The sequence below is a fragment of the Arthrobacter sp. TE12232 genome (assembly GCF_054062615.1).
The window spans coordinates 319,827-343,455 of sequence record NZ_JBSSFK010000001.1 but is presented as its reverse complement, the minus strand read 5'-3'; the positions used below and the strand labels follow the sequence as shown (position 1 = coordinate 343,455).

The window sequence follows — 23,629 nt, the reverse complement described above, 5'->3', positions numbered from 1 at the left end:
CCTCAACTCACGCAACTTCAGGTTAGGGGCGCGGGCTGTCAGGTTGCTTCCCGATCCTCGGTCGATCATCCACTTCTCACGCAGGCAGTGCTGTCACACCGTGGGGGCGATGTTCTGGTTCAACCGGAATAGATTGGTGGGGTCGTATTCGTTCTTTAGTTCCACGAGCCGCCGGTATGTGTCCGCCGGGTACGACGCCCGGACGAGCGCCGTATTCGCTTCACCTGTGAAATTCACGTAGGCCGCCACATCCGGACCGAGCGCGGACGTCACGCCCCGGGCCCATTCGACGACATCCGCGAAACCTTCCGCCGTCGGCGTGCGCGCAATAACATTGATGACGAATTCCTGGTCGCGGAGTGCGAAGGCCGTTGCTTCGGCCGGAACCCGGCCGACCGCGCCGCCAAGGTGGTGCAGGTGAATCTCCGTCATGGCGTTGGGAAATGCGGCAAACGAGTCCAACAGCACGCGCACGGACGCGTCGTCGGCGGCGCGAAGAAATGCCGAGCGGAAATAGTTGTGCACGCCCCGCGGGTACAGCGGATCGAGCGCCTGTTGCCACCCCGCGTACGGGTTGGCCCCGAACACATCGGCGATGACCGTGCCCAATGACCGGAAGGGCGCGGTGGCGGCCTCGCCGGCATCGAGATCGCCGGACCAGCAACCTCCCACAGCGATGACTGGCTTGCCGTGCACCGATTCTGGCAGGAACGGGACCGGCGGCGCCGTGGTCAGGTTGACCAGGGTGGTCAGCTCATCGGGGGCCGCCGCGCAGGCTGCCCGATAGCCGCGCAACACCTGCTCCGCCTCTTCTGCGGGGTAGAAAACCAGGCCGGAAAGGACGATGGGCCCCACTTCGTGCAACTGATAGTCGAAGGACGTCACCACCCCGAAATTGCCGCCGCCGCCGCGCAGTCCCCAGAACAAATCGGGGTGCTCGTCGGCACTGGCGTGAATAAACTGCCCGTCAGCGGTGACGACGTCGGCGCCGACCATGTTGTCGCTGGCCAGCCCGTGCTTGCGCACGAGCCAGCCGATGCCGCCGCCGGTGGTGAAGCCGGCGATGCCGGTCGAGGACACCAGGCCACCGGTCACCGCAAGCCCGAATTGCTGTGTCTCTGCATCCACGTCTTTCCAGGTACACCCTGCCTGTGCCGCCACGCGGCGGCGGGCAGGGTCTACCTGGACCCCCTTCATCAGCGAAAGGTCCAGCACGATACCGTCGTCGACGGTGGAAAACCCGGGGATCGAATGGCCACCGCCGCGAACCGACAACGGCAACCCCTCGCTGCGCGCGAGATCGACCGTGCGGATCACATCTGCCACACCCGCACAGCGTGCGATGAGCGTCGGGCGGCGGTCGTGCGCCCCGTTCCAGATGCTGCGTTCGCGGTCGTAGTCCGCGTCCCCTGGCCGGACGACCTTGCCGCGCAGGCCGGCGGCGAACTCGGCGATGGTGGCCTCGCCGATGCGGGTCGGCCCAGTCTGCGTCGTTGTCACGATGCGTTCCTCCTGATTGCTGTTTGTTTGTCAGACCCATTTGCCAGATCCAGGAATAACGCTAGTGAACCGTCCTCAACGAGAACTCAACACCGTCTCAACATCATCATCCGAGCCCCGCCTACGCAGTGCGGCGAGCCGCTGACCGGCGATGAGGCATCTCGTTCGGTCGAAAATCGCTCCAGCTCTGTCAATTTCGCGGGCCGCCCGATGCGGATCGCCGAGTTCATTGGATAGCTCTGCCACCATCAATCGCTGCCAGCCAGCGTGCCGCCGCCACGGGTCGAGTCTTTCCGCTGCTTGCCTGTACATTTCCCGCGCCGCCCGGACCTCCCCGGAGATCAGTTCGGCGGCACCGAGAATGGTCAGCGTGGCGCCCATCCCCACCTGATCTCCCGCGGACTCGAACCCTGAAAGGCAACGCCGAGCGTCTGTCAGGCCACGGTCGATATCACCACCCATGGCGCGGAGCAGGGCGATATTAATCTCCGTCAGCAGCTCGCCGCGCCGGTCGCCCAGGCCGAGCCGAAGCTCCCGCGCCAAGGACAGGGCCTCATCGGCCTTGCTGTGGTCGCCACAGTCGCGCAGAATGCAGCCAAGTTGGTGAAGTGTTTGCGCCCTAGCCAGGTCATCTCCTAACTCGGCGAAATGTTCGGCTGCATCCGTGATGACGGATATCGCAGACTGCGTGTCTCTCGAAAGCCTGGCCGCGTAGCCGATAGCGGACAGCACGTAGCCTTTGGCTTGGATGACGCCAACCCGCCGGCCCAACAGTAGGGTCTCCTCGAGGCAGGGGACCAACCGTCCGGCGATGGGTACCAGTTGCAGGCTGGGCGTGATCACCGGCAGGAAGGGTGGAGTGCTGGTCTCAGACTGTGCGAGTTCGCTCAGGCAGGTGTTTAGGTGACGGGCGGCGAGTGGTCCGTCCTCCCGGGACAACGCGCACTGGCCGAGCAGCCAACTGCTGGCAGCGGCATGTTCGGGTCTGCCGCACTCGGCTGCCTCGGTGTGGACGTCGGCTGCCAGCTGTTCGGCCTCGTCCAAGTCGAAAGTGCTCCAGGCGAGCGAGGTCTCAATGAGCCGGGCCATCGTCACCTCGTCGGGGTTGCCGATCTCCCGCATGATTGCCAGGGCCTCCGCGCCGAGCGCCCGATGCCGATCGCTGCGGCCCTGCCGGCTGTCCAGCCCGGTCAGGCCGATCAAAGCGGCCGCGCGCGGCCGGGTCGGGTCGGGAGCCACCGCCAAAGCACGCTCGACCCACCGTGCTCCCTCGACCGCGTGACCGCGGACGAACCAGAACCGCCATAGGCTGGCGGCGAGCCGGAGCGCGGTCTCGGGCTCGCGGGCGCACGACCAGCGCAGCGCAGCGCGCAGGTTATCGTGCTCGCGGTCGAGCAACTTCGGCTGTTCGATGACCACCCCGGTGGCCTGTTCGGGATTGTGGGATTCGGCGACGGCAAGGAAATAGGCGCAATGCGCAGCCGCCAGTTGAACCGCCTCACCTGCATGATCGAGATTCTCGTGGCCAAACTGGCGGACGGTCTCCAACTGCCGGTATCGGGTCCCGGCGCCCCTCCTTTCGGTGATCACCAAAGATTTGTCCACCAGCTTGGCCAAAAGGTCGAGCATTTCGATCTGCTGGAGGGGCGCGTCAGCGCAGACTGACACCACAGCGTCGAGGGTGAAACCTCCCGCGAACACTGAGAGCCGGCGCAGCAGAACCTGCTCCGGTTTGGTGAGCAGTTCGTGGCTCCATTCCAAGGTGCCGCGCAGCGTCTGGTGCCGCGTGACGCCGCTGGTTCCCCCGCCGAGCATGGACAAAGCATCGCCCAATCCCTGGACGATCTCGGCGGGTTCGAGTACGGCGGTTCTGGCCGCGGCCAATTCCAGGGCCAGCGGCATCCCGTCGAGCCGTCGGCACAACTCTGTCACCCCCTGCGCGTTGTCGGCATCGAGCGCGAAACCCGGCCGGACCTGCGCTGCCCGCTCAACGAAAAGCCGGACAGAGGGCAGACGGCCCAGCACGTCCAGGTCGAGAGCGTCGGTCCGCTGGGGCGAGGGGACGGCCAACGACGGCACCCGGTAGGTGTACTCCCCGTCGGCATGGAGTGGCTCCCGGCTGGTGGCCAGCACTTTAACCCCCGGGGATCCATCAAGTAGTGCGACGACGAGTTGCGCACTGGCCGCGAGCAGGTGTTCGCAGTTGTCCAGCACGAGGAGCAGCGAGCGTCGCCGCAGTTGGTCGACCAGCGCTTGCACGCGGCTTGGTGCCGCGCCGGAATCCAACCCGAGGACCTCGGCGACGGCATCGGCCACTAGCAGCGACTCGCCAACGGCCGCGAGGTCGACGTACCAGACTCCGTCCGCGTACTGACGACGAACTGCCTTCGCGGCCTCCAATGCCAGTCTGGTCTTGCCGCTGCCGCCAGCCCCGGTGAGGGTGAGCAGACGGGCATGGCTCATCAGCCGCTGGACGTCGACGAGTTCACGCTCGCGCCCGATGAAGCTTGTCAACGGGGACGGCAGGTATCCGATGGCATGGTCTTTGCCGGTCTCGCCGGCGGGCTGGTGGAGGCGCTCCTCGGGCGGCGAGCCGGTCAACAACTCGCGAAACAGCGCCGTCGTCCGGGGGTCCGGGTCGGTCCCGAACGCGTCGAGGAGTTCGTCGACCAGCCGCTCATATCGTGCCAATGCTTCCGACCGCCGGCCCATTCGAGCCAGCACCACCATCTGCGCGCGCACGGCTGCCTCGTGGACGGGATCGGATTCGAGCACATGGGTGAGAATGACCAGCGCTTCCTCCGGTGCGCGCTGCGCCACCGTGGACGCCAGTTTCACCAGTACTTCGCGATGGATTTCCCGGAGCTCATCGCGGCGTGTCGTCAGCCAATCCGCATCCGGCAGATCCGGTAAAAGATCACCACGGTACAAGTCGGCGGCATCGCGTAGGCTTGCCTCGACACCGTCAGCCAACGCTGCCACGGCCGAACGCTCGAACTGCAGGGCATCGACGTCGACCGGGCCCGTGTCATCCAGCACGACCACTTCACCGCGGATGGCGAGCAGCCCGTCGCGGCCTGCTCCAGCGCCAGCGAGCGTACGGCGAGCGACGTACAGGGTCTGATGCAGATTCCGTGCGGCGGCCACCGGCTCCATGTCAGGCCACAGGTGGTCCAGTACCTGCTCGCGACGGCCACGCTGACCACGCGCCAACGCCAGCATCGCCACTACGGCCTTTGCCTTCTGCAGCCGCCAGTGGCTGTTCTCGACGGCGTTCCCGTTGACGTACACGATGAACGAGCCGAGAAGCTGGATGCGCAACCCGCATTGGGTAGGCTTCATGGTTCTTCAGTATCCGCTCGCCAACCGGCGTTGTCGAACAAAGTAATTTCCCACACGATCGCTGCCTTGGCGCACTCTGTGAGCGGCCCATCACCAGCAAGCAAACCACCAGAACCACAGCAGCAAATCGCCCCCATCCGGCTCGATTCAGCAGTTTGGGTCGACTGTGATGAGACAGCGTGGGAACCGCGCAGGTTAGGGATTGGTTCGCAGCGCGTCCTGTCAGGTCAGGGGTGAACGCCTGTGGGTGTCGGGCTGGGATGGAGCGCGGAAAGAGAGTCCGTCTGTGGTTGTTGGCGGCACCATAGGGCGGTGGCGTCGGCCTATTCTTGGCGGCTGAAGACACTTTCTCCATCCACCCAGGTCGATTCGATCGGGAGGTCAATGAGGTCGTCGGCGGAAACCAGAAGGGGATCGTCGGCCCATATCGCGAGATCGGCCTTGTTCCCGGGCCGGATGGTTCCCTGGTCATAGTCTCCTTGGGCCTCGGCGGCCCAGACCGAGAAGCCCTTGAGCGCTTCGAGCGCCGTCAACCTTTGTGAAGACTCAAAGACAGGCGCATCGGTCTGGCCCGGGATGCGACGCAGGCGGGCCCATGCCATGCCGATGCGTGCGTCGTATTGAGCCACCGGCCAATCCGAGCCCAACGCGACGGGAGCACCTGAATCTATGACGTCACGGATCCTCCAGGCCCGTTTCGATCGCTCGGTCCCCAGACGGCTGGACCATGAGTCCGATCCGTCCGGCTTTCGCCATTGCATGTGCAGGGGCTGCATCGATGCGGTGATTCCTGCCGTGGACAGGCGTGCGAGGTCCCTGTCCGCAAGGCACTCCAGATGCTCAATCCGGTGCGGGGCTCCCCGCCGGGACCTCACGCCGGCCGAGACGTATGCGTCGATCGCAGCACCAATGGCACGATCACCGATAGCGTGCGTCGCGATCTGAAATCCTGCGTCGCCATATTGTTTGACGGTTGCCGCATACTCAGCCGGATCGGGCCAGAATGATCTCAGTCCGCCGCCCAACGTGTCCGGTTCATAGAGCCAGCCGGTTCCCGTATCGATAACACCATCCAGGAAGAGTTTTACGAGCCCGCCGCGCCAACGGCGACCCCGTCGATCCCTTGACAGGACGTAGGGCCGGGCTTCTTCAGCAGTCAGGCCGGGCCGATGCTCGAGTGCGGAAACCAGCCTGACCGGCAGCCCCGATCCGGTGCTATCGATCTCGTCGATGAAATCGAGCGAAGCAAGGTCACCATCCATGATCGTTCCTGAGGTAATGCCGGTTCTCGACAAGCAGGAGATCAGCTCCCGTGCCCTCTCAACGGCCTGCGCTGCAGAAAGAGCCGGCGCGACGGCTCCAACCAAGTCGTAGGCGGTGGCTTCCCGCAGTTCCCCGGTGGGGTTCCCGGCGTCGTCAACAACTATCTCTGAGTTGTCGCAAAACCGGCGACCTCCCGTGATGCCACTCAGTCCCAGAGCTTCTTTGCTCGCCAGTGCGGTGTGAAGGTCAAAGAGCAGAATGTACGTCGGGAGGCCGTAGACCGACTCCTCAATCAGGTCAGCGGATATTCGTCTGCCTTCAAAGACGCCGTAATCAAGGTTCCATCCGCGGACCCACCCCTTCGAATCCTCCGAAAGCACTCGAAGTGCTTCGGTGCGCAGGACGGCGAGGAAACCGGCAAACGTTGACACTGGGCCGAAATCGACACCGACCGTGATTTCCGAACCCTGGATGGGGTGGATGTGCCCGTCGATGAGTCCCGGCGTGATGGTTTGGCCCTTGGCATCGTGCACTCGTGTTCGTGGACCCCGGTGCTCACCAAGAAGGTGGTTGCCGCCAGAGGCGAGGATCCTGCCGTTCGCGATGACGATTGTGCTAACAGATGGTTGTCGTGCATCGAGGGTGTAAACCCTGGCATTAACGATGACAGTGTCCGCGGATTTGAGGTTATTGGGCATCAGACTTCCCCTGATCTTGAATGTTGCGCACGCGCCTAAAACGTTGGCGGCAAGGGTCACACCGCTTCACAGCGACCGACAGCTGGCGGGTGCGGATGAGATCGTGCCGGCGATGGTCGTTTCTGGCAACGAGTGCGTACCTCCGGGACCGGAGGTACGCACTCGTTGTGGTGGTGGGGCGCGGCCGTGGAAAAGCGGTCAGGCCGTTGAGGGGCTGAGCTGGTTCACGCGTGAACCGTCCGGGTCCGGGGTGCTCCACGCCGGGGGCTGGAAATGTGCGCCGCCGTACATCGGGTAGCGCAGGATTCCTTCCTGGTCGTGGAGCTGAGCCCATGGCCGATTGATGCCGTGGGTTCCGTAGCGGCGGACCTGTGTGACCCGGTCGAGGTCCAGGACGCCGAAGAGGATTTCCTCGCCTCCTCTGGCCTGCTGCATGATGGTGCCCTCCGGGTCCACAATCACGCTCTCCCCGACGGCTGACGGGTCGGCGCCGTTGACGTTCACGACGTAGATCTGGTTTGCGAAGGCGTTGGCCTGTGACATCACGATTTCCATCGCCCTGTCCCGGGTTGTGGTGAGGGTGGGCTGGATGATGACCTCGGCTCCGAGCCATGCCAGTTGCCGGGCGACCTCGGGAAAGCTTCCATCGAAGCAGATGGCGAGGCCTACGCGTCCCCGGCCGGGGATGTCGAAGGTCACGAACGAGTCGCCCGGCGTCGTTGTTTCGAAGGGGCGCCAGGGAAAGAGCTTCCGGTACCGGGCCACGATCTCGCCGTCGGGGGAAACGGCGATTGCCGTGTTGTAGGTGTTCCCGCCGTCGGTTTCCAGCAGGGATCCGGGCACGAGCCAGACCCCCAGACGGCGGGCCAGGTCCGCGATCCGGTCGGTGAGCGCGCTGGGGATGGGCCCGGCGGACCGGGTTTCGGCCTCAGGGTCCGGGACCAGGAATTCTCCGGGCGCTGCGAGCAGAAGTTCGGGGGCGACGATGATGTCGACCTCGGGGCCAAGGTCCTTGGCCGTTTCGGCCTGGGCGGCGAAGCGTTGCCAGGTTGCTTCGACGTCGTAGGGTACGGGTTTGGTCTGGATTGCTGCAATGGACAGGACGCGCATTTATGCCTCGGTTTCGCTGCTCAGGATGGATGGCAGTTCGTGTCGGGTGGAGAAGGTTCCGCGGGGGATGGTTTGTCCGGCAAAGTACGGCCGGAGACCGGGCCGGATGATGGCGATGACCAGGACGCCGAGGGCGAGGGCGCCGATGCCGATCCAGAACACGCTTCCGATGCCGAGCCAGGAGAGGCCGGCGTAGTCGGGGGACAGCATGTCGACGGCGGTGTACGCAAAGGCTCCAGTCATCAGGAGGGCGCCCATGCCCGGGAGGATGCCCTTGACCACAAGGGCGGAGGCGGAGGTGCGCATCTGGGGAGCGAAGTACACCACGCAGGCCAGCGCCGTCGCGGCGTAGTAGGCGGCGATCATCAGGCCGACGGAGAGAATGGCCAGGCCGATGAAGTCGGCGCTGATCGCTGTCAGGACGACCGTAACGGCAATGCTGAGGAGCGCCCACCAGATGATTGACGTGGTGGGTGTCCCCCTGGAGGGATGCATCTTCGTGGTGGCGGCGGGCAGTGCGCCGTACGTGCCCATGCTGAGCCAGGACCGGGGGTTGCTGATCGCGACGGTCATCAGCGCCGCCAATGCCGAGGTGCCCACGGCGAGGATGATGACCTGCCCGAAGAGGCCGCCGGTGGCTTGGGGGCCGAGCACGGACAGGACGTCCGAGACGGTTGCGGGATCCGTGATGCCGGCGGTTCCGGCAAATCCGACGGCTGCCGTCGCGGTCACGACGTAGAAGAACAGCAGGATCACCGTCGTGATGACCACGGCCCGCCCGGGTGTTCCCTTGCGGTCGGTTGTTTCCTCATTGACCGCTATCAGCGCGTCCCAGCCCCAGTAGATGAACAGGCACAGGATGACGCCGTGGACCAGGCCGGAGAGATCTCCGGAGGCAAAGGGGTTGAACCAGTCCAGCCGTGGCCGCTCGGCGCCCGCCGCCGCGGTGCCGGCGGCCATGGCGGTAAAGGCGCCAATGCAGAAACCGCCCAGGGCAAGCAGTTGCAAGGCAATGAGCGCGTATTGAAGCCAAGCGGAGAGTTCGATACCCCGCGCCGCCACGACGCCGCTCATGGCGATCAGCCCGCACGCGATGGCCGTGACGATGACCGGTTGCGAGGCGGCCCAGCCAAGCCCCAGAAAGGTCAGAAGATACGTCGTGGCAACCTGTGCCAGGGCCGCGCTGGAGATGAAGGTGGCAATCTGGGGGACCCAGCCTCCGAAGAACCAGCCCGACCACGGGCCGAAGACCCGTGAGATCCATACGAAAACCCCGCCGCAGTCAGGCATTTCCCGATTGAGGTCCCGGAATGCGAAGGCCGTGAAAAGGATGGGCACGAAGCCCAGAAGGAATGCGGCGGGAGTGCTCGACCCGACCGCCAGGACAACGAAGCCCAGGGTGACGGCCAGGCTGTACGCGGGGGCCACGGCGGCTAGACCCAGCGCCACGGTGGGGCCGATGCCGATCGAGCCGGCCTTCAGTCCCTTGCTCGCAGCGATGGCCGGAAGGGTGGCTGCCGGAGGGGTGGCGGGCGGAGCGGCGGGGGGTGGAAGGGGATGTGACACGGAGACTCCTTATCGAATCAAAGTTATTTGAATCACATTCAAATTTGAATGCCATTCAATACGGGTCTAGACTCGTTGTCAATAGGCATCGGGCCAGGGGGAGGAATGGCAATGGCAGATCTCAGCAAGAGGGAAGTGCGCCGCAGGGAAATTGCGGCAGCAGCACAGGCCGTTGCGGCCCGGGACGGCGCGGAGGCTGCGACACTGCGGGCGATTGCGGCGGAGGCGGGCATGGCCGCCAACGCGGTTCTGTACTACTACGGAAGCCTTGCGGAGATCACCGCTGCGGCCGTCCAGGCCTCATCCGACCGGTTCCTCGCGCGTCTGGCGGAGGCAGCGGACCCCGCCATGAGTCCCACCGTCAGGCTCGCCGCCGTCATCAGCGCAGGCACCACTGCGGGACTGGACGACGACGCGTCCCGGATACTCTACGAATACTGGACCCATTCGCTCCGGGACCTGGAACACCGACGGATACAAGCGGAACTCACCCGTACCCAGCAAGCTACGTATGAACGAATCATTGCCGATGGCATGCAGGCCGGTGAGTTCTTTCCGGTCCTGGAACCTGCGAAGATTGCGCGGACTTTGGTGGCCCAGGAAGACGGCCTGGTCATGGATGTACTGGCCGGCACCGCCAGCAGCGAGGACGTGCTTGATCTGGTCGCCAGTCTCGCCTCGGCCCTTCTGGGCCTCGACCGCGACACGCTCCTCGACCACATCGGAAGCCTCACCTTCTCCCATCCCGGCCAATAGCGGCCGGATCGGGTCGCCGACAATAGCAGTCGAACATCGTCCCATCTCTGGTGAATGAGACGAAGGCCCCTTCAGTCGCGGCCACGGGCTTCCATGCATCCAGCGCCCCGTCCAAGGATGCATCTAATGCCAATGCGGGTGATCGGGCCGGAATTTGTTGGAGGTGCCGTTCGCGCCCTGCCAATGGGATTGTCGGGGCTGAACCGTTCACCACCAGCTCGCTCAGCGGCGATCGCCAACCAGGTGCGGGTTCGGTCCCGCCAATAAGACTCCACCTAGCGTTTGCGGAACAGCGAGGACCGGTCTGGGACCACGACAGGCGCACGAGTGCCGAACGTGAACTGGCGCATCCTCGACGGCGGCGGCTGGCGCGCCCACGGCCGTTCAGAGCAGGTCAAGGGACGCGGGGATTGGATACGACTACGTCCATTCGCATAGGGCGCCTGATTCGATCCCCCGGAAGACCGGGCCCTACGCTAAGGCGGCGGCGGACCGGTCGGTGCTTGGACCTTTGGTAAGCGGTGTTCTCCGTGATGGACATTTGTATAGCACTTCCTGCGCGGGCGTGCGCTTACGGTGGCAACAGATGATTTCCATCGCCTCCGCACCGTAGAAAGAGAAGACTGTGTCTGATAGCAACGAACTGCAGGTTGTCCCGCACTTTGTCGGCGGCCAGGAGATGCCCTCGTCGGGTGACCGCACGGCCCCGGTGTTTGATCCTGCCCTCGGCAAGGAGTCAAAGCTGGTCGGGCTCGGCTCCGCCGCGGACATCGAGGCGGCAATCTCCTCGGCCCACAAGGCATTCCCCGCATGGCGGGACCTGTCCATCACCAGGCGCCAGCAGATCATCTTCCGGTTCCGGGAGCTGCTCAATGAGCGAAAGGGCGAACTGGCCGGGATCATCACCTCGGAGCACGGCAAAGTGGTTTCCGACGCCCTCGGCGAAATCACCCGCGGCCTGGAAGTCGTCGAGCTGGCCACCGGCTTCCCGCACCTGATCAAGGGCGAGCACTCCGAGAACGTCTCCAGCGGCGTAGATGTCTACTCCACCAAGTCACCGCTGGGCGTCGTGGGCATCATCAGCCCGTTCAACTTCCCGGCCATGGTGCCGCTCTGGTTCTTCCCCATCGCTATCGCGGCAGGCAACACTGTTGTCCTGAAGCCCAGCGAGAAAGACCCGTCCGCTGCCAACTGGCTCGCTGCGCTCTTCACCGAAGCCGGCCTTCCGGAGGGTGTCTTCAACGTCCTGCACGGCGATAAGGAAGCCGTGGACGGACTGCTGGAGCACCCGGACGTCAAGGCGATCTCCTTCGTCGGTTCCACCCCCATCGCCCGGTACATCTACGAATCCGCGGCCCGCCACGGAAAGCGCGTCCAAGCCTTGGGCGGCGCCAAGAACCACATGCTCGTTCTCCCGGATGCCGATCTCGAGCTCACCGCCGACGCGGCCATCAACGCAGGATTCGGCTCGGCGGGGGAGCGGTGCATGGCCATCAGCGTGATTGTCGCCGTGGAACCGGTGGCGGACCAGCTGATCGAAAAGATCACCTCCCGCATGGCCGCGCTCAAGATCGGTGACGGACGCAGGAACTGCGACATGGGCCCCCTGGTCACCCGGCAGCACCGGGACAAGGTCGCCTCCTACATAGACCTTGCCGAGACCGACGGCGCCAAAGTCGTGGTGGACGGCCGGAACATCAAGGTCGACGGCGACGAGAACGGCTTCTGGCTCGGCCCGACGCTGATCGACGACGTGCCGGTGACCTCGCGCGTCTACCAGGAGGAGATCTTCGGGCCGGTCCTGTCCGTGGTCCGCGTCAGCTCCTACGAAGAGGGCCTGGAACTGATCAACTCCGGCGCATTCGGCAACGGAACAGCTATCTTCACCAACGACGGCGGCGCGGCCCGCCGCTTCCAGAATGAAGTCCAGGTGGGCATGGTGGGCATTAACGTGCCCATCCCCGTCCCGGTGGCCTACTACTCCTTCGGAGGGTTCAAGGCCTCCATCTTTGGAAGCGCCAAAGCCTACGGCATCCAGGGCTTCCAGTTCTTCACCCAGGAAAAAGCGATCACGTCCCGCTGGCTCGACCCCAGCCACGGCGGAATCAACCTGGGCTTCCCCCAGAACTGAGTCCCGGCGTCACCGACTGAGGGGCACGCGGCGCGTTCAGCGCTCCGGGTGCCCCTCGTCTATCTCCAGGAACTGGAGCGCCGTGAACAGTTCCAGCCGGTCCCGCAGCCCGTCCAGGTTCAGACCCAGGATGCTGCCCGCAGCCGCAACCCTGTTCCGCAACGTGTGCCGGTGCACGCCCAACTGGCGCGCGGTACGGTCCCAGACACAGCTATTGGCCAGCCACGCAGCAACTGTCGGCAGCAGCTGTGACTGTTCCACGTCGTCGTGCTTCACCAGTGGATCCACGAGCCGGCGTGCCACCGATTCAGCTTCCTCCCGCGGGAGCAGCCCAAGCATGCCGCCACCGGCAATATCCGCGAAGGTGACCACCGCCCGTGACAACTCGGTCGCCCTGGCCAGGGCCTTCTCGCCTTCCTTCACGCCCCGCAGCAGGCCATCAAAGGCAGTCTCTGCCGACGTCCCGGCCCTGGCGCCATATCTTCCCAGGACCGCCTCCACCTTCTGTTGGTGCACCGGATTGGCAAGCACGACGACCTTTTCGCCCCGCTGTGCGTAGAAGACCGCGCCGCGGTGGTCATCGGAAAGCAGTTCGAGGGCCTCGAGCAGGTTTTGTCCCTGCCGCGGCGGCTGGGCCACCGTCACGATGACCGGTTCGCCGGGCAGCTTTCCCCACACCTGCCGTGCCGTCCGCGCGGCCACCTCGGTGTTTCCGGAGAGCATCTGCTCAAACACGCCCGAGCGCAGGTGCCTGCGCGCCGTGTCCAGTGTCCGCGCCTGCTCCAGCGCGAGGCTGGCCAAGGCGATCACACTGTTGATGATGTCTGTGCGGGCCGGATCCAGCGGCTCGATGGCGCCCAGGGCCAGGACCCCCCTGAGACTGTGCCGCCGGCCGAGGGTCTGCAGGGTGACCTGCTGGTCTTCCACCGTCAGCTGGGCCACGGACCTGTTGCCCTGCTCCAGTGCGCGCAGTACGGCTTCCCGGACCGCCGGCATCAGATCCGACGGCACCGGGCGGCTGTTGGGCATCAGGAGGTGGTTTCCCGCTGCATCAAACAGGGCAACCCAGCAATGAAGCTGCCGCTCCAGCTCGGCAAGTATCGACCGCAGCCCGTCCGGGCGCAGGGCCGCCCGGGCGATGGCCCGCTGCGCCTGGAGTGACCACTCGGACCTGGCGTTCTGCTCCTTGGCCAGCCAGTCCGCCACGGTGCGGATAACGGCAATGAACGGCGTGCGGTCCGGCACCTCCAGCAGAGGCAGGCCCTGCTCGCGGCAGGCCGCTACCAGTCCTTCCGGAAGCACTCCATGGATCACCTGGGTGGCAAAGCCCAGGCCACAGATTCCGTGGTCCACCAGGCGCCTGACGTAGCTGCCGTATGCGTCGGCGGCCGCTTCGCTGAACGGGAACTGCGTCCCGTCGGTCAGCAGCAACTGTCCCGGGTCTAGAAACGGCGTCGGGTCATCCAGATCCGAACTGTGCACCCAGGACACAGGCGCGTCCAATGCCGGACTGGCCGGGTCGGGGACCACGAGCCGCAGATTCAGGGCCCGGGTGTGCAGCAGGGCGGTAATGGTGGGCAGCACTTAGGCCACCCCTGCCGGATCGTCGAAACTCATAGCCACGAGTATACAAATGTACAAGGACATGACTGGATGTTGCGGCGGACTATGAAGGGGAACGCACTACACCGTCCCCGAGAGGAACCATCATGGCCCACAGCCGGACCGCTCTAGCCGCACCTATCACCAACTCGGACGTGATCGCCCTGGACCGGGCGAATGTCTTCCACTCGTGGTCGGCACAAAAAGCCCTGAATCCGATGGTCATTGCCGGCGGTTCGGGGAGCACTGTCTGGGACCATGACGGCCGGACCTACCTGGATTTCTCCAGCCAGCTGGTCAACACGAACATCGGGCACCAGCACCCCCGCGTGATCGAGGCGATCAAGGAGCAGGCCGACGCCCTGGTTACCGTTGCCCCGGCCCACGCCAACCACACCCGCGGGCTGGCCGCTGAGCGGATCCTGGCCCACGCGCCGGCAGGCATGAACAAGATCTTCTTCACCAACGGCGGCGCCGACGCCAACGAGAACGCCATCCGCATGGCACGCCTGCACACCGGACGGGACAAGGTGATCTCCCGGTACCGGTCCTACCACGGCAACACGGGAACGGCGATCGTGGCCACCGGCGACTGGCGGAGGATCCCCAACGAATACTCCCGCGGCCACGTCCACGTCTTCGGACCCTACCTGTACCGCTCTGAGTTCTGGGCGGAGACGCCGCAACAGGAGTCCGAGCGCGCGCTGCAGCACCTGCGCCGGACGATTGAACTCGAGGGACCGCAGTCCGTGGCGGCAGTGCTCCTGGAAACCGTTCCCGGCACCGCCGGCATCCTACTCCCGCCGCCCGGGTACCTGGAAGGCGTCCGCGCCCTCTGCGACCAGCACGGCATCATGCTGATCCTCGACGAAGTGATGGCAGGGTTCGGCCGCACCGGCGACTGGTTCGCCCTGGACGCCTACAACGTCAAGCCGGACCTGATCACCTTCGCCAAGGGCGTCAATTCAGGCTACGTCCCCGTCGGCGGTGTCATCATCTCCGAAGACATATCTGCCACGTTCGATGAGCGGGTGTTCCCCGGAGGACTGACCTACTCCGGCCACCCCCTCGCGGCCGCCTCCATCGTCGCCTCCATCGATGCCTTCGAAGAGGACAACATCGTGGAAAACGCCGCACACATCGGCCGCGACCACCTCACGCCAGGCCTGGCCGCCCTCGCCGCCCGCCATCCGGTCATCGGAGAAGTCCGCGGACGCGGCGTCTTCTGGGCCCTCGAGCTCGTCCAGGACCAGCAGACCCGCCAGCCCGTCACCCCCGCCTTCATGGGGCGCATCAAAGCTGAACTCCTGAACCGCGGGCTCTTGCCCTTCATCGCCGACAACCGCATCCACGTCGTCCCGCCGGCAGTCGTCACACCCGAGGAAGTCCGGAGGGCCCTGGACATCTACGACGAAGCACTCTCCGCAGTGAACTAGCCCCACAAACCGAGAAAGTGCAACGCCGGCCGATCGCCTTAAGTGGCGACCGGCCGGCGTCGGGGTTGCTTTCGGGCCGGGACGGTCAGTTGCGAAGAGCCGCGGTGCGCTTGGCCGAGCGAAAATACGCGGCCTGTCTGGATTCCGTCAACGGACTTGACGTAGGCCTGGCCTACTTCTTCCGCCGGGATCCGCGCGAAACCGGGAAAGTAGCTGTGGTAACCGGTTGCTTCCTCCAGGACCGAGGGACTCACAGCGTTGATGCGCAGACCGCGGGGAAGCTCGGCAGCCGTGGCCATCACAAATGATTCGAGGATCCCCGTGCATGCTACGACGGCGTCCACCTTGCCGACGCGGTCGAACATATCCGCGATGGACGCTGAACTTGCCAGATCCACCTCGACTTCTCCGGACCTGGGGCCGGGAGAACCTCGTGGCGCCCTTCCAGCGCGCTGGCAGCGGCCGTTCCCGGAAGCCCGCTCGCTCCGATGACCAATATCCTCATACTGTTTTGCCATCTCCGCTCAGCAGCGCAATCAGTTCCTCGGCGCTGTCCATGGTGTGCGTCGTGAAGGCCGCTTCCATGGCCGCCATATCGCCGGTCCGCAAGGTGGCGACGAGTTGTTCATGCACTTCATGTGCGCGGACCGTATCCGCACGCGTGGCCTTGTCCTGGGCCAGGGCAATCGTCAAGTGCGCTTCAGTGACCGGCCACAGGCGAAGCAGCAAAGCATTCTCCGACGCTTCCCAGAAGCTGCGGTGGAAAGCAATGTGCGAATGCCGCCGGGGAATGGCCGACGACGTGGCGGAACGGTGGGACGCCGTGGCGCCTATGGAGCGTTCGGTGCCAGGTCCGCGTGGCCGGCCAAAGCACCCGCGACCGACCCGACGGCCTCCTTGTTCCGATGAGAACCGTTTCGTCAACCAGTCACGGAGCTTGGATGGTTTGATTAGTCCGTGCTCCGTCTAAAACGCCTTATGGTTTTCAGCCTGTTCGCGGTTTGCGTCATCACCGCGTTCTCGTTCTGGGCAACTCGGCAGCCCGGCGCAGACGTCCGCGGCGCCCTGTCTCCACCGCCGCGCGCGGGGGCGAAACTCGAAGTGTTCTCCACCGGCATCACCACCGCCGTGAACGTAACCCGGAGCCCGGATGCCCAGTGGCTCATCCGGGCTGCCGCGCAGACCGGGATCCCTGCCCGCGCGCTCCGGGCCTACGTTGCTGCGGCAGCCACGGCCAACGATTCCGCTCCGATGTGCGGGATCGGTTGGAACACCGTGGCAGCTGTCGGCTTCGTCGAATCCGCGCACGGAACCTACGGCGGCGGCAGCCTTAATACCGCAGGGCAGGCGAGCGGCCCAATTGTGGGCCCGAGCCTCAATGGCGCCGGATTCGCCGCCATCGCCGACACGGATGCGGGCGCCCTGGACGGCGACGCCCGCTGGGACCACGCCGTCGGACCCATGCAGTTCATTCCCTCCACCTGGCATCTTGTAGGGCGGGACGGGAACGGGGACGGAAAAGCCGACCCGTTCAATATTGACGACGCCGCCCTCAGCGCGGCGACCTATCTGTGCGCCCACGGACGTGACCTCACAACCGCGCAAGGGTGGACGGACGCCATCTACTCCTACAACCAGTCCGATTCCTACATTCGCCGGGTGCGGGCCCAAGCCACTGCATACGCCGCGAAGACGGGCACCGCCGAATGAGTTCACGGGCTGAAGGCCCATGGCGGTGAATGCCAGGGGGCGGCGAATCCAGGTGTTTCAAGCGGCTGGCGAGTTTGGCCCTGTCTTCGACACCCAGATTCCTCTGGCGCGTCATCGTACGGGCGGCCGGGCGCAACTGGTCTGAAGCGAAGGCGCCGGTCGCCGTCGTCGAGGATTCCCGGCGTCGTACGAGGTCGGTGAGCGCCAACGGGGCTGGGTGGATATTGGACCGCCAGGCGACAGGCGCATGATGTCGCGGCACACGATGGCTTTGGCACGGTCGCGACCCCTTTCACCGTTGTTCCTTTCTGCTGCTGATTACTCGGCGATGTCCTCCGCCCACAGCTCAGGGTGTTCGTCCTGGAAGGCGCGCATCATCTCGACGCATCGGGCATCGTTCAATACGACTACTTCGACGCCACGTGAGCGCAGAAGATCGAATTCGCCGGGGAACGTCTCGGCCTCGCCCACCACCACGCGCGGAATCTTGAACTGGATGATGGTCCCGGTACACATCGCACACGGTGCCAGAGTGGTGTACAGGGTAGTGTCCCGGTAGCTCTTCTGGCGTCCGGCAGCCCGCAGCGCAGACATCTCGCCGTGGGCGATTGGATCACCATGCTGGACACGCTCGTTGTGGCCGCTGGCAATCACTTCCCCGCCGCGGGCCAAGGCAGCGCCGATCGGGATGCCGCCCTCTCGGAGACTCTTTTGTGCGGCTTCGTAGGCAGCTTCGAAAGCCGGGTCTGTGTTGGTTCTGTGAGTTTCGTTCATGGGTGCAGTCTAAATTGGCGTGCGTTCTAATTGTCGGTGGGCGCTCGTAGCGTGGCATCGAGGTTCAACCACAGCAGCTAGTGGACCCTCCGCCTGCTGGGGGGAGCGGGCGGCGGACGTTTGTCCGGCCAAGAGGGGGTGTCCAAGGTCCACACCCGTGTCCGTGTGATTCCGTGGCTCATCCGCGACCCTCGCGTTGCCTACTTCTGCTGACACGAGTTCATGCGCCTATGCAGTCTGTGTAACATGCCTTTTCGAAGAATCTGGCGGGACGTCCGCATGTAGTGTGTCAGGACTGTTCGCGGCACGATTGAGAACCAGGGCAGCTGTGCTGTCTACACCGATTGGCAGTGTTGCGGCAGCTGACCTTGAGCGCTGCAGTGGATCGCCTTGCGGCGGCGAGCGGATCCGGCCAGGCGACATTGCTGACAGTGTCGCCCGTATCCTTAATAGATGAGTGACATCGCGCATTCAACCGTCACATTTGATGGCCGCTTCGCCCGGGAGTTCAAGGAGATGGCCATTCCTTGGCGCGCGCAGGAGGCTCCCGACCCGCACCTTCTGGTACTCAACGAGCACCTCGCCACCGAACTAGGTCTCGATCCGGCCTTTCTCAGGAGCCCTGAGGGTCTGCGTCTGCTGATCGGCAACGCCATCCCTGGGGAGTCCAGCCCGGTGGCACAGGCCTACGCCGGCCACCAGTTTGGCTGGTACGCACCCCGTCTCGGCGACGGGCGCGCACTGCTGCTCGGCGAGATCGGGCACGCGGACGGGCAGCTCCGCGACATCCATCTCAAGGGATCAGGACGCACGCCGTTTGCGCGAAACGGCGACGGCCAGGCAGTGGTCGGTCCTATGCTGCGCGAATACATCGTGAGCGAGTCAATGCACGCGCTGAACATCCCCACCACGCGATCCCTCGCCGTCGTCGCGACGGGGCGTTCGGTGCAGCGCGAGACGCTCCTGCCAGGCGCCGTTCTTACCCGGGTTGCCAGCAGCCACCTGCGTGTGGGGAGCTTCCAGTACGCCCGGGCCACGGGCGACGTAGGACTCCTTCGCCGCCTCGCCGAATACGCGCTAACCCGTCATTACCGGGTCGCCGCGGACGCCGAGAACCGTTATCTCGCACTATTCCAGGCGGTCATATCAGCCCAGGCTTCACTGGTGGCCCGGTGGATGCTCGTAGGGTTCGTTCACGGGGTCATGAACACCGACAACATGACGATCTCGGGCGAAACACTCGACTTCGGGCCGTGTGCCTTCATGGAAGGCTTCGACCCCGCCGCCGTCTATAGTTCGATCGACGAGACCGGACGGTATGCCTACCGCAATCAGCCGGTGGTGGCGGAGTGGAACCTTGCCCGGCTCGCAGAGTCTCTCCTGCCTCTGCTCCACGATGACCAGGAGCAGGCGGTGGAGCTCGCGATGGAAGCACTTAGGGGGTTCCGCCGGCAGTACAGTGAAGCCTGGTCGGCAGGAATGAAGGCCAAGCTGGGGTTCCGTGAAGGGCTCGACGATGAGGTGACCTCGCCTCTTGTGGACGAACTGGTGGCTCTGGTTCAGGAGTCCAGGGCGGACTACACAACGTTTTTCCGGCATCTCGGCCAAGCCGCCCGCGGCCAGGCCGAACCTGCACGCGGCCAGCTTCTGAACCCGGCAGGGTTCGATGCCTGGGCGAGGCGCTGGCGTGCCTTCGCTCCGGACGCAGACGCCATGGACCGGGTCAACCCCGTCTACATCCCGCGGAACCACCTGGTGGAGGAGGCCCTGGCTGCCGCTACCGGCGGGAATACGGGTCCGTTGGAACGGTTGATAGACGCAGTAGCCTCACCCTTCGACGAACGGCCCGGTCTCGAACACTACGCCGACGCCGCCCCGGAAAGCTTCGGCCCTTACCGGACGTTCTGCGGAACCTGAACCGCTGAAGCAGGATGCGGCACGACCCCTGCAGCTGGGTCCGCAGGCACAATCTACGACAGAACGCTTTCTTCCAACACCGGGGAGCTCATCATGGACACCGAATTCGCTGAGGTCATCGATCATGACGTCACCACCATCACCTGCGTATGCGGCAATACCGTCAGTAACCAAGGATTGATTCAGGCCAACTCACAAGGCATTCCCGTTCACAACGACGCAAACACTCCCGTGCCCGCGGGGCTGGCTGCATGGCCTGAGGACGAGGATATCTACACCCTGTGTCCCTCATGCGGCCGCGTTTACCACGACGCGGTTATCGAAGAGACAGGGACCGCGCCCGTTGCTCTGCGAGTCGAAGTCACGGCCGGACCGATTGCAGAGGCAATCCGTGTCCACTGGGACCTCAACACGTAGCCCTGTAACCGTATCCAGGATCAGTAACGGTGTGCCGGGGACCGCCGGGTGAACCTAGAGACCACGCCCTCCTGGGATCTGTCCGCGTTCACGATTCCGGCTGGCGGGCACGGCAAATCCCGGTCCGCTGCGGGATCCGGTTGATCGCCACGTCTGCGAGAGTCCTGAACCCGGCAGACTCGTCGTCCTTGGGCGAGCGTTTGTTGATCGGCATTGGTACCTTGGCTCCGGGCAATGTGTGCCTTGGAAGCCTACGGAAGACGTTCCCGGAGGCCGGAATCAGCCACGGGTGAAGGTGCCCAGTCCGGTCGGATCGTAGAAGTCGAGCCTCACGCTCGACGCCGTGCCGCCGGCACCGGGCGCCGCACCTGCGGCAGAGGCGAAGATTGCCCCTGCGAGGCCGTTGGCGTTCTCCCCGATGGATTCAAAGCTGAAGGTATCGCCGTCGAAGTGGTTGAGGGGGAACCTGGTGGTGCTGCCAGCGGGGCCGAGCTCCATGAACAACCCGCCGTTCTCCACCGCGACGCTGAGCGGGCCGTAGTAGGGGTTCGCATAGCTGCCTATGTAGAAGTCGCTGCCCCGCGCCGGTTTGGCCTGTGCGGGCGCCTGGGAGTAGTCGACTTTTGGCTTGTCCGCCTCGTCGATCTTCTGGAAGACGCCCGCGGTGAATCCGAACCAGTCAACTGTCGCGGCGCCGTTCTGGGCGGTGTCCAGGAATGCGGCGCAGATGGCTTCCGGAATGCCCTGCGGACGGCCGTTCGTCAGGGCCACGATGCCCAGCTGCTCGCCCGGCAGCATGGAGACGGCGGTCGCGGCACCGAGGTTGAAGGCTCCTGAGTGCCCGAGTTGGAGCCGGGCGAAATCGTCGTAGGAGACGTTCCAGCCGAGGCCGTAGAAGCGGGTGCGGGCGGCCGGTGCCGCGGGAAGGCCCGACACTGCGTGCGGGACATGCGTGACGCCAAGCTCGTCAGGGTCCACAACGTCCTTGCCTTCAAATCTGCCGTTGGCGAGCTGCAGGCGGATCCAGCGGGCCAGGTCATTCACGGAGGAGCTGGCGCCGCCGGCGGGTGCTTCGGCGTCGGCGTCCCGGCTGTATTTGGCGACCCAGGTCTTGTTGCCGGCGGGCACATGGATGAGAGCCCTGTTAGACGCTTTTCGGTAGTCCGCATGGCGGTAGCTGGTGGAGGTCATGCCAAGGGGCTTGAACAACACGTCTTCGGCGAGGTCTGCCCATGGCATATTCATGGCATCGGCAGCGGCCTTGGCGCCGGAGGTGTAGCCGAAGTTGCTGTAGTTGTAGCTTGACCTGAATGTGTCGAGCGGTTGCTGGTTGAGGTGGCTGAGAATGTAGGACTGGTCGAATGCGAGGTCTTCCAGCAGATCACCTGCTCCCGTCCGCAAGCCGCTTTGATGGGACAAGAGGTCCGCCATCGTGGCGTTTGCCGTAACGAAAGGGTCTTTGAGGGCGAACCCCGGACTGTGCATGATCACCGGGTCCGTCCAGGAGATGGCCTTGCGGCCCACGGCTACGGCCGCCACCGTGGAAGCCAGTGGTTTGGACACCGAGGCCAGTTGAAAGACCGTGTCCGCGTCGACTGTCTCGGGCTTGCCCGACTCCCGCACGCCGAAGCCCTTGGCGTACAGCACCTGGTCCCGGTAGACCACTGCCACCGCGATTCCGGGGACTCCGGTGCTCTCCATTGCCCCCTGGACTATCCCGTCAAGCTTGGCAACGGCGTCATTGACCTTCTGTTGGTCCAGGAGCGGTTTGACCTGTGGTTCCGGTGCCGGCAGGAGCGAGGCCGACGGCGTGCCGGAGGCGCCAGATTGACTGGCTCTTTGGTCGGTGCAGGCGGCCAGCAGCGGCATCCCTGCCATGCCCGCAGCTCCGACGCCGACTGCCTTCAACAGCGAGCGGCGGTCAGCTGGCACCGAGCTGATCGGCAGCACGAATGAATTCCTGTGGTTCATGGACATACCCCCAACGCGTCTGGAACGCCGAGCTGACGCCTTCTCCCCATGATGGACCCAAGCCGACGTTCGAGACGAGTATTTCGGCTGATGGATCCGCGGGGCGGCCGGGCCGCCAAGTCCGAGAAGATCGCCACCACCACACTGTTTCCTGGCCAGCGACGACTCCTCCTAGATCACCGGGACAGACATCGTCGGCGGCTTCCTTAAGCACTTCCAATAAAGGATCCGAGGCAGCACATCTCAGCCGTCCGCAACCGCCACGACGGTCAGGGGCAGGCGCTCCAAGCCCTCGTGCAGACGGCGGTTCAGGTCATATGGTCGAAGTCTCCTCGCGCCCAAGCAGCGTGCCGTTGGGCTGAATCGTGCAGAATGGCCTTTGCGCCGGAGGCGATTACATTGTTGAAGTTGCCGTAGATCCGGTCGAACTTGAGCTCTCCCAACTGCGCGGCGAGCCGCAACGCCACCGCGCCGGATAGCGGCAAATGATTCGGGTAGCTGCGCATGAAGGCGATGGAGCGACGGTCCGGATTCGGATACACGCTGTCACCGGTCAGCAGAACTCCTCTGCCGCCAGCCCCTGCGGCCCAGTTCACCACCGCGCTGCCCGGGAAGTGTCCGCCGGTCTGGTGCAGTGTCAACCCTTCGGCGATTGCTTGACTGCCGGACCAGCATTCGATGACCGGATCATCGCGTCCCAGCCATCCCCGGTCTGCGTCGGCCACAAGTACAGGGACGCCACCGAGCCGATGCGACCATTCGACCTGCACACCAAACATGTGTGGATGGCTAGCGGCGATCGCCAGGACCGGGCCCCGCTCGAGGACTGCCTGCACAGCGCTGTCATCGACATATCCGACCGGATCCCACAGCAGCGAACCCTCGTGTGTCACCACAAGCTGGGCGGTCTGGCCGATCCCGACTTTGGGCTCCGTCGTGATCCCGGTCAGTCCCGGCTCGTTCTCCTTCAACACTGTCTGCTGGCCCTCCTGCGCCAGACCGTCCAGCGTGAGCCATTTTTGGCCGTCCTCGGGCACGTACTGCCGCTCATCGGCGCAAATCGGGCAGACCTCCGGGGTAGGTTCGTCGCGTTCGACGCCGCAGGTTGCACAGAGCAGCATGGTTGGTCCCTTCTACGCGTCTTCTGTCCTGCTTTCCGCCCTTTTCACCTTCGGCCGCAGGCTGGCGTGCCCAGACTATGGCACGCGAAAGTCTCCTAGGAAGAGAGCTCAGGACCTTATTCCGTCTCATCCAGGTTGTGGGCGGGGAAGTGTGTACAACGTACACACTTTGAGCTCCGGACGTGGTCGCACGGGAGTTGGATCGGACCGGATTCCGCGTGTTTCCGGGGGAGTCCAGTGTTTGCAGGGGAGGAAATGCAGTCCGAGTCCCACCTCGGGCACAGCACACCTCGTCAGAGGGGTTTTTGCTTTAGA

General features: G+C 64.7%; 18 protein-coding genes. 6 read left to right on the top strand and 12 right to left on the bottom strand.

What is annotated here, in order from left to right; genetic code table 11:
* Positions 1–93: 93 nt before the first annotated feature.
* The 5 genes from ACVWZ7_RS01515 to ACVWZ7_RS01495 form a co-directional block, all read right to left on the bottom strand.
* Positions 94–1,500: an FAD-binding oxidoreductase gene (locus tag ACVWZ7_RS01515; RefSeq protein WP_456506701.1), complete on the bottom strand. Its 1,407-nt coding sequence runs from the start codon at positions 1,498–1,500 to the stop codon at positions 94–96.
* Positions 1,501–1,575: 75 nt separating this feature from the next.
* Positions 1,576–4,842 carry an ATP-binding protein gene (locus ACVWZ7_RS01510; RefSeq protein ID WP_456506700.1) on the bottom strand — a complete coding sequence of 1,089 codons (3,267 nt, stop codon included), beginning with the start codon at positions 4,840–4,842 and terminating at the stop codon, positions 1,576–1,578.
* Between the two features lie 323 nt (positions 4,843–5,165).
* Positions 5,166–6,803, bottom strand: coding sequence for an amidohydrolase (locus tag ACVWZ7_RS01505; protein WP_456506699.1), 1,638 nt, complete (start codon positions 6,801–6,803; stop codon positions 5,166–5,168).
* A 198-nt stretch (positions 6,804–7,001) separates the two neighbouring features.
* A complete protein-coding gene (locus ACVWZ7_RS01500) occupies positions 7,002–7,913 on the bottom strand; it encodes a carbon-nitrogen hydrolase family protein (RefSeq protein ID WP_344367960.1) in 912 nt (303 codons plus the stop codon).
* A complete protein-coding gene (locus ACVWZ7_RS01495) occupies positions 7,914–9,479 on the bottom strand; it encodes an APC family permease (protein ID WP_456506698.1) in 1,566 nt (521 codons plus the stop codon).
* Positions 9,480–9,590: 111 nt separating this feature from the next.
* Between ACVWZ7_RS01495 and ACVWZ7_RS01490 the strand changes: the two genes are divergently transcribed.
* Positions 9,591–10,235, top strand: a complete 645-nt coding sequence (locus ACVWZ7_RS01490) for a TetR family transcriptional regulator C-terminal domain-containing protein (protein WP_456506697.1) — start codon at positions 9,591–9,593, stop codon at positions 10,233–10,235.
* A 625-nt stretch (positions 10,236–10,860) separates the two neighbouring features.
* On the top strand, positions 10,861–12,366 hold the full coding sequence (locus tag ACVWZ7_RS01485) for a CoA-acylating methylmalonate-semialdehyde dehydrogenase (protein WP_456506696.1): 1,506 nt from the start codon (positions 10,861–10,863) through the stop codon (positions 12,364–12,366).
* A 36-nt stretch (positions 12,367–12,402) separates the two neighbouring features.
* On the opposite strand, the gene ACVWZ7_RS01480 is transcribed toward ACVWZ7_RS01485, so the two are convergent.
* Positions 12,403–13,950: a PucR family transcriptional regulator gene (locus ACVWZ7_RS01480; protein ID WP_456506695.1), complete on the bottom strand. Its 1,548-nt coding sequence runs from the start codon at positions 13,948–13,950 to the stop codon at positions 12,403–12,405.
* Positions 13,951–14,075: 125 nt separating this feature from the next.
* On the opposite strand from ACVWZ7_RS01480, the gene ACVWZ7_RS01475 reads away from it, so the two are divergent.
* Positions 14,076–15,404, top strand: coding sequence for an aminotransferase class III-fold pyridoxal phosphate-dependent enzyme (locus tag ACVWZ7_RS01475; protein WP_456506694.1), 1,329 nt, complete (start codon positions 14,076–14,078; stop codon positions 15,402–15,404).
* Positions 15,405–15,442: 38 nt separating this feature from the next.
* On the opposite strand, the gene ACVWZ7_RS01470 is transcribed toward ACVWZ7_RS01475, so the two are convergent.
* Positions 15,443–15,802, bottom strand: a complete 360-nt coding sequence (locus ACVWZ7_RS01470) for a hypothetical protein (RefSeq protein ID WP_456506693.1) — start codon at positions 15,800–15,802, stop codon at positions 15,443–15,445.
* Positions 15,803–15,905: 103 nt separating this feature from the next.
* Positions 15,906–16,328: an FCD domain-containing protein gene (locus ACVWZ7_RS01465; protein ID WP_456506692.1), complete on the bottom strand. Its 423-nt coding sequence runs from the start codon at positions 16,326–16,328 to the stop codon at positions 15,906–15,908.
* A gap of 54 nt (positions 16,329–16,382) precedes the next feature.
* Here ACVWZ7_RS01465 and ACVWZ7_RS01460 point away from each other — a divergent pair, with 54 nt between their 5' ends.
* Complete coding sequence (locus tag ACVWZ7_RS01460) at positions 16,383–17,114, top strand: lytic transglycosylase domain-containing protein (protein ID WP_456506691.1); 732 nt, start codon at positions 16,383–16,385, stop codon at positions 17,112–17,114.
* 318 nt (positions 17,115–17,432) lie between these two features.
* On the opposite strand, the gene ACVWZ7_RS01455 is transcribed toward ACVWZ7_RS01460, so the two are convergent.
* Positions 17,433–17,888, bottom strand: a complete 456-nt coding sequence (locus ACVWZ7_RS01455) for a nucleoside deaminase (protein ID WP_456506690.1) — start codon at positions 17,886–17,888, stop codon at positions 17,433–17,435.
* 453 nt (positions 17,889–18,341) lie between these two features.
* Here ACVWZ7_RS01455 and ACVWZ7_RS01450 point away from each other — a divergent pair, with 453 nt between their 5' ends.
* Positions 18,342–19,805, top strand: coding sequence for a protein adenylyltransferase SelO (locus ACVWZ7_RS01450; RefSeq protein ID WP_456506689.1), 1,464 nt, complete (start codon positions 18,342–18,344; stop codon positions 19,803–19,805).
* Positions 19,806–19,898: 93 nt separating this feature from the next.
* Complete coding sequence (locus tag ACVWZ7_RS01445) at positions 19,899–20,222, top strand: hypothetical protein (RefSeq protein WP_116767402.1); 324 nt, start codon at positions 19,899–19,901, stop codon at positions 20,220–20,222.
* A gap of 88 nt (positions 20,223–20,310) precedes the next feature.
* Here ACVWZ7_RS01445 and ACVWZ7_RS01440 read toward each other — a convergent pair whose 3' ends face one another.
* From ACVWZ7_RS01440 to ACVWZ7_RS01430, 3 genes are all read right to left on the bottom strand, one after another.
* The gene (locus ACVWZ7_RS01440) at positions 20,311–20,436 is read right to left on the bottom strand and encodes a hypothetical protein (RefSeq protein WP_456506688.1); all 126 of its coding nucleotides are present in this window, start codon (positions 20,434–20,436) and stop codon (positions 20,311–20,313) included.
* Between the two features lie 65 nt (positions 20,437–20,501).
* The gene (locus ACVWZ7_RS01435; RefSeq protein ID WP_456506687.1) at positions 20,502–22,193 is read right to left on the bottom strand and encodes a serine hydrolase; all 1,692 of its coding nucleotides are present in this window, start codon (positions 22,191–22,193) and stop codon (positions 20,502–20,504) included.
* Between the two features lie 308 nt (positions 22,194–22,501).
* Positions 22,502–23,314, bottom strand: coding sequence for a hydrolase (locus tag ACVWZ7_RS01430; RefSeq protein ID WP_456506686.1), 813 nt, complete (start codon positions 23,312–23,314; stop codon positions 22,502–22,504).
* Between the last annotated feature and the right edge of the window lie 315 nt (positions 23,315–23,629).

Coding starts and splice junctions, on each gene's coding strand:
- ACVWZ7_RS01500 (WP_344367960.1), bottom strand. CDS start 7,913: ATGCGCGTCCTGTCCATTGCAGCAATCCAGACCAAACCCGTACCCTAC.
- ACVWZ7_RS01430 (WP_456506686.1), bottom strand. CDS start 23,314: ATGCTGCTCTGTGCAACCTGCGGCGTCGAACGCGACGAACCTACCCCG.
- ACVWZ7_RS01455 (WP_456506690.1), bottom strand. CDS start 17,888: ATGAACGAAACTCACAGAACCAACACAGACCCGGCTTTCGAAGCTGCC.
- ACVWZ7_RS01505 (WP_456506699.1), bottom strand. CDS start 6,803: ATGCCCAATAACCTCAAATCCGCGGACACTGTCATCGTTAATGCCAGG.
- ACVWZ7_RS01460 (WP_456506691.1), top strand. CDS start 16,383: ATGGTTTTCAGCCTGTTCGCGGTTTGCGTCATCACCGCGTTCTCGTTC.
- ACVWZ7_RS01475 (WP_456506694.1), top strand. CDS start 14,076: ATGGCCCACAGCCGGACCGCTCTAGCCGCACCTATCACCAACTCGGAC.
- ACVWZ7_RS01435 (WP_456506687.1), bottom strand. CDS start 22,193: ATGAACCACAGGAATTCATTCGTGCTGCCGATCAGCTCGGTGCCAGCT.
- ACVWZ7_RS01490 (WP_456506697.1), top strand. CDS start 9,591: ATGGCAGATCTCAGCAAGAGGGAAGTGCGCCGCAGGGAAATTGCGGCA.
- ACVWZ7_RS01510 (WP_456506700.1), bottom strand. CDS start 4,842: ATGAAGCCTACCCAATGCGGGTTGCGCATCCAGCTTCTCGGCTCGTTC.
- ACVWZ7_RS01440 (WP_456506688.1), bottom strand. CDS start 20,436: ATGCCGATCAACAAACGCTCGCCCAAGGACGACGAGTCTGCCGGGTTC.
- ACVWZ7_RS01450 (WP_456506689.1), top strand. CDS start 18,342: ATGAGTGACATCGCGCATTCAACCGTCACATTTGATGGCCGCTTCGCC.
- ACVWZ7_RS01445 (WP_116767402.1), top strand. CDS start 19,899: ATGGACACCGAATTCGCTGAGGTCATCGATCATGACGTCACCACCATC.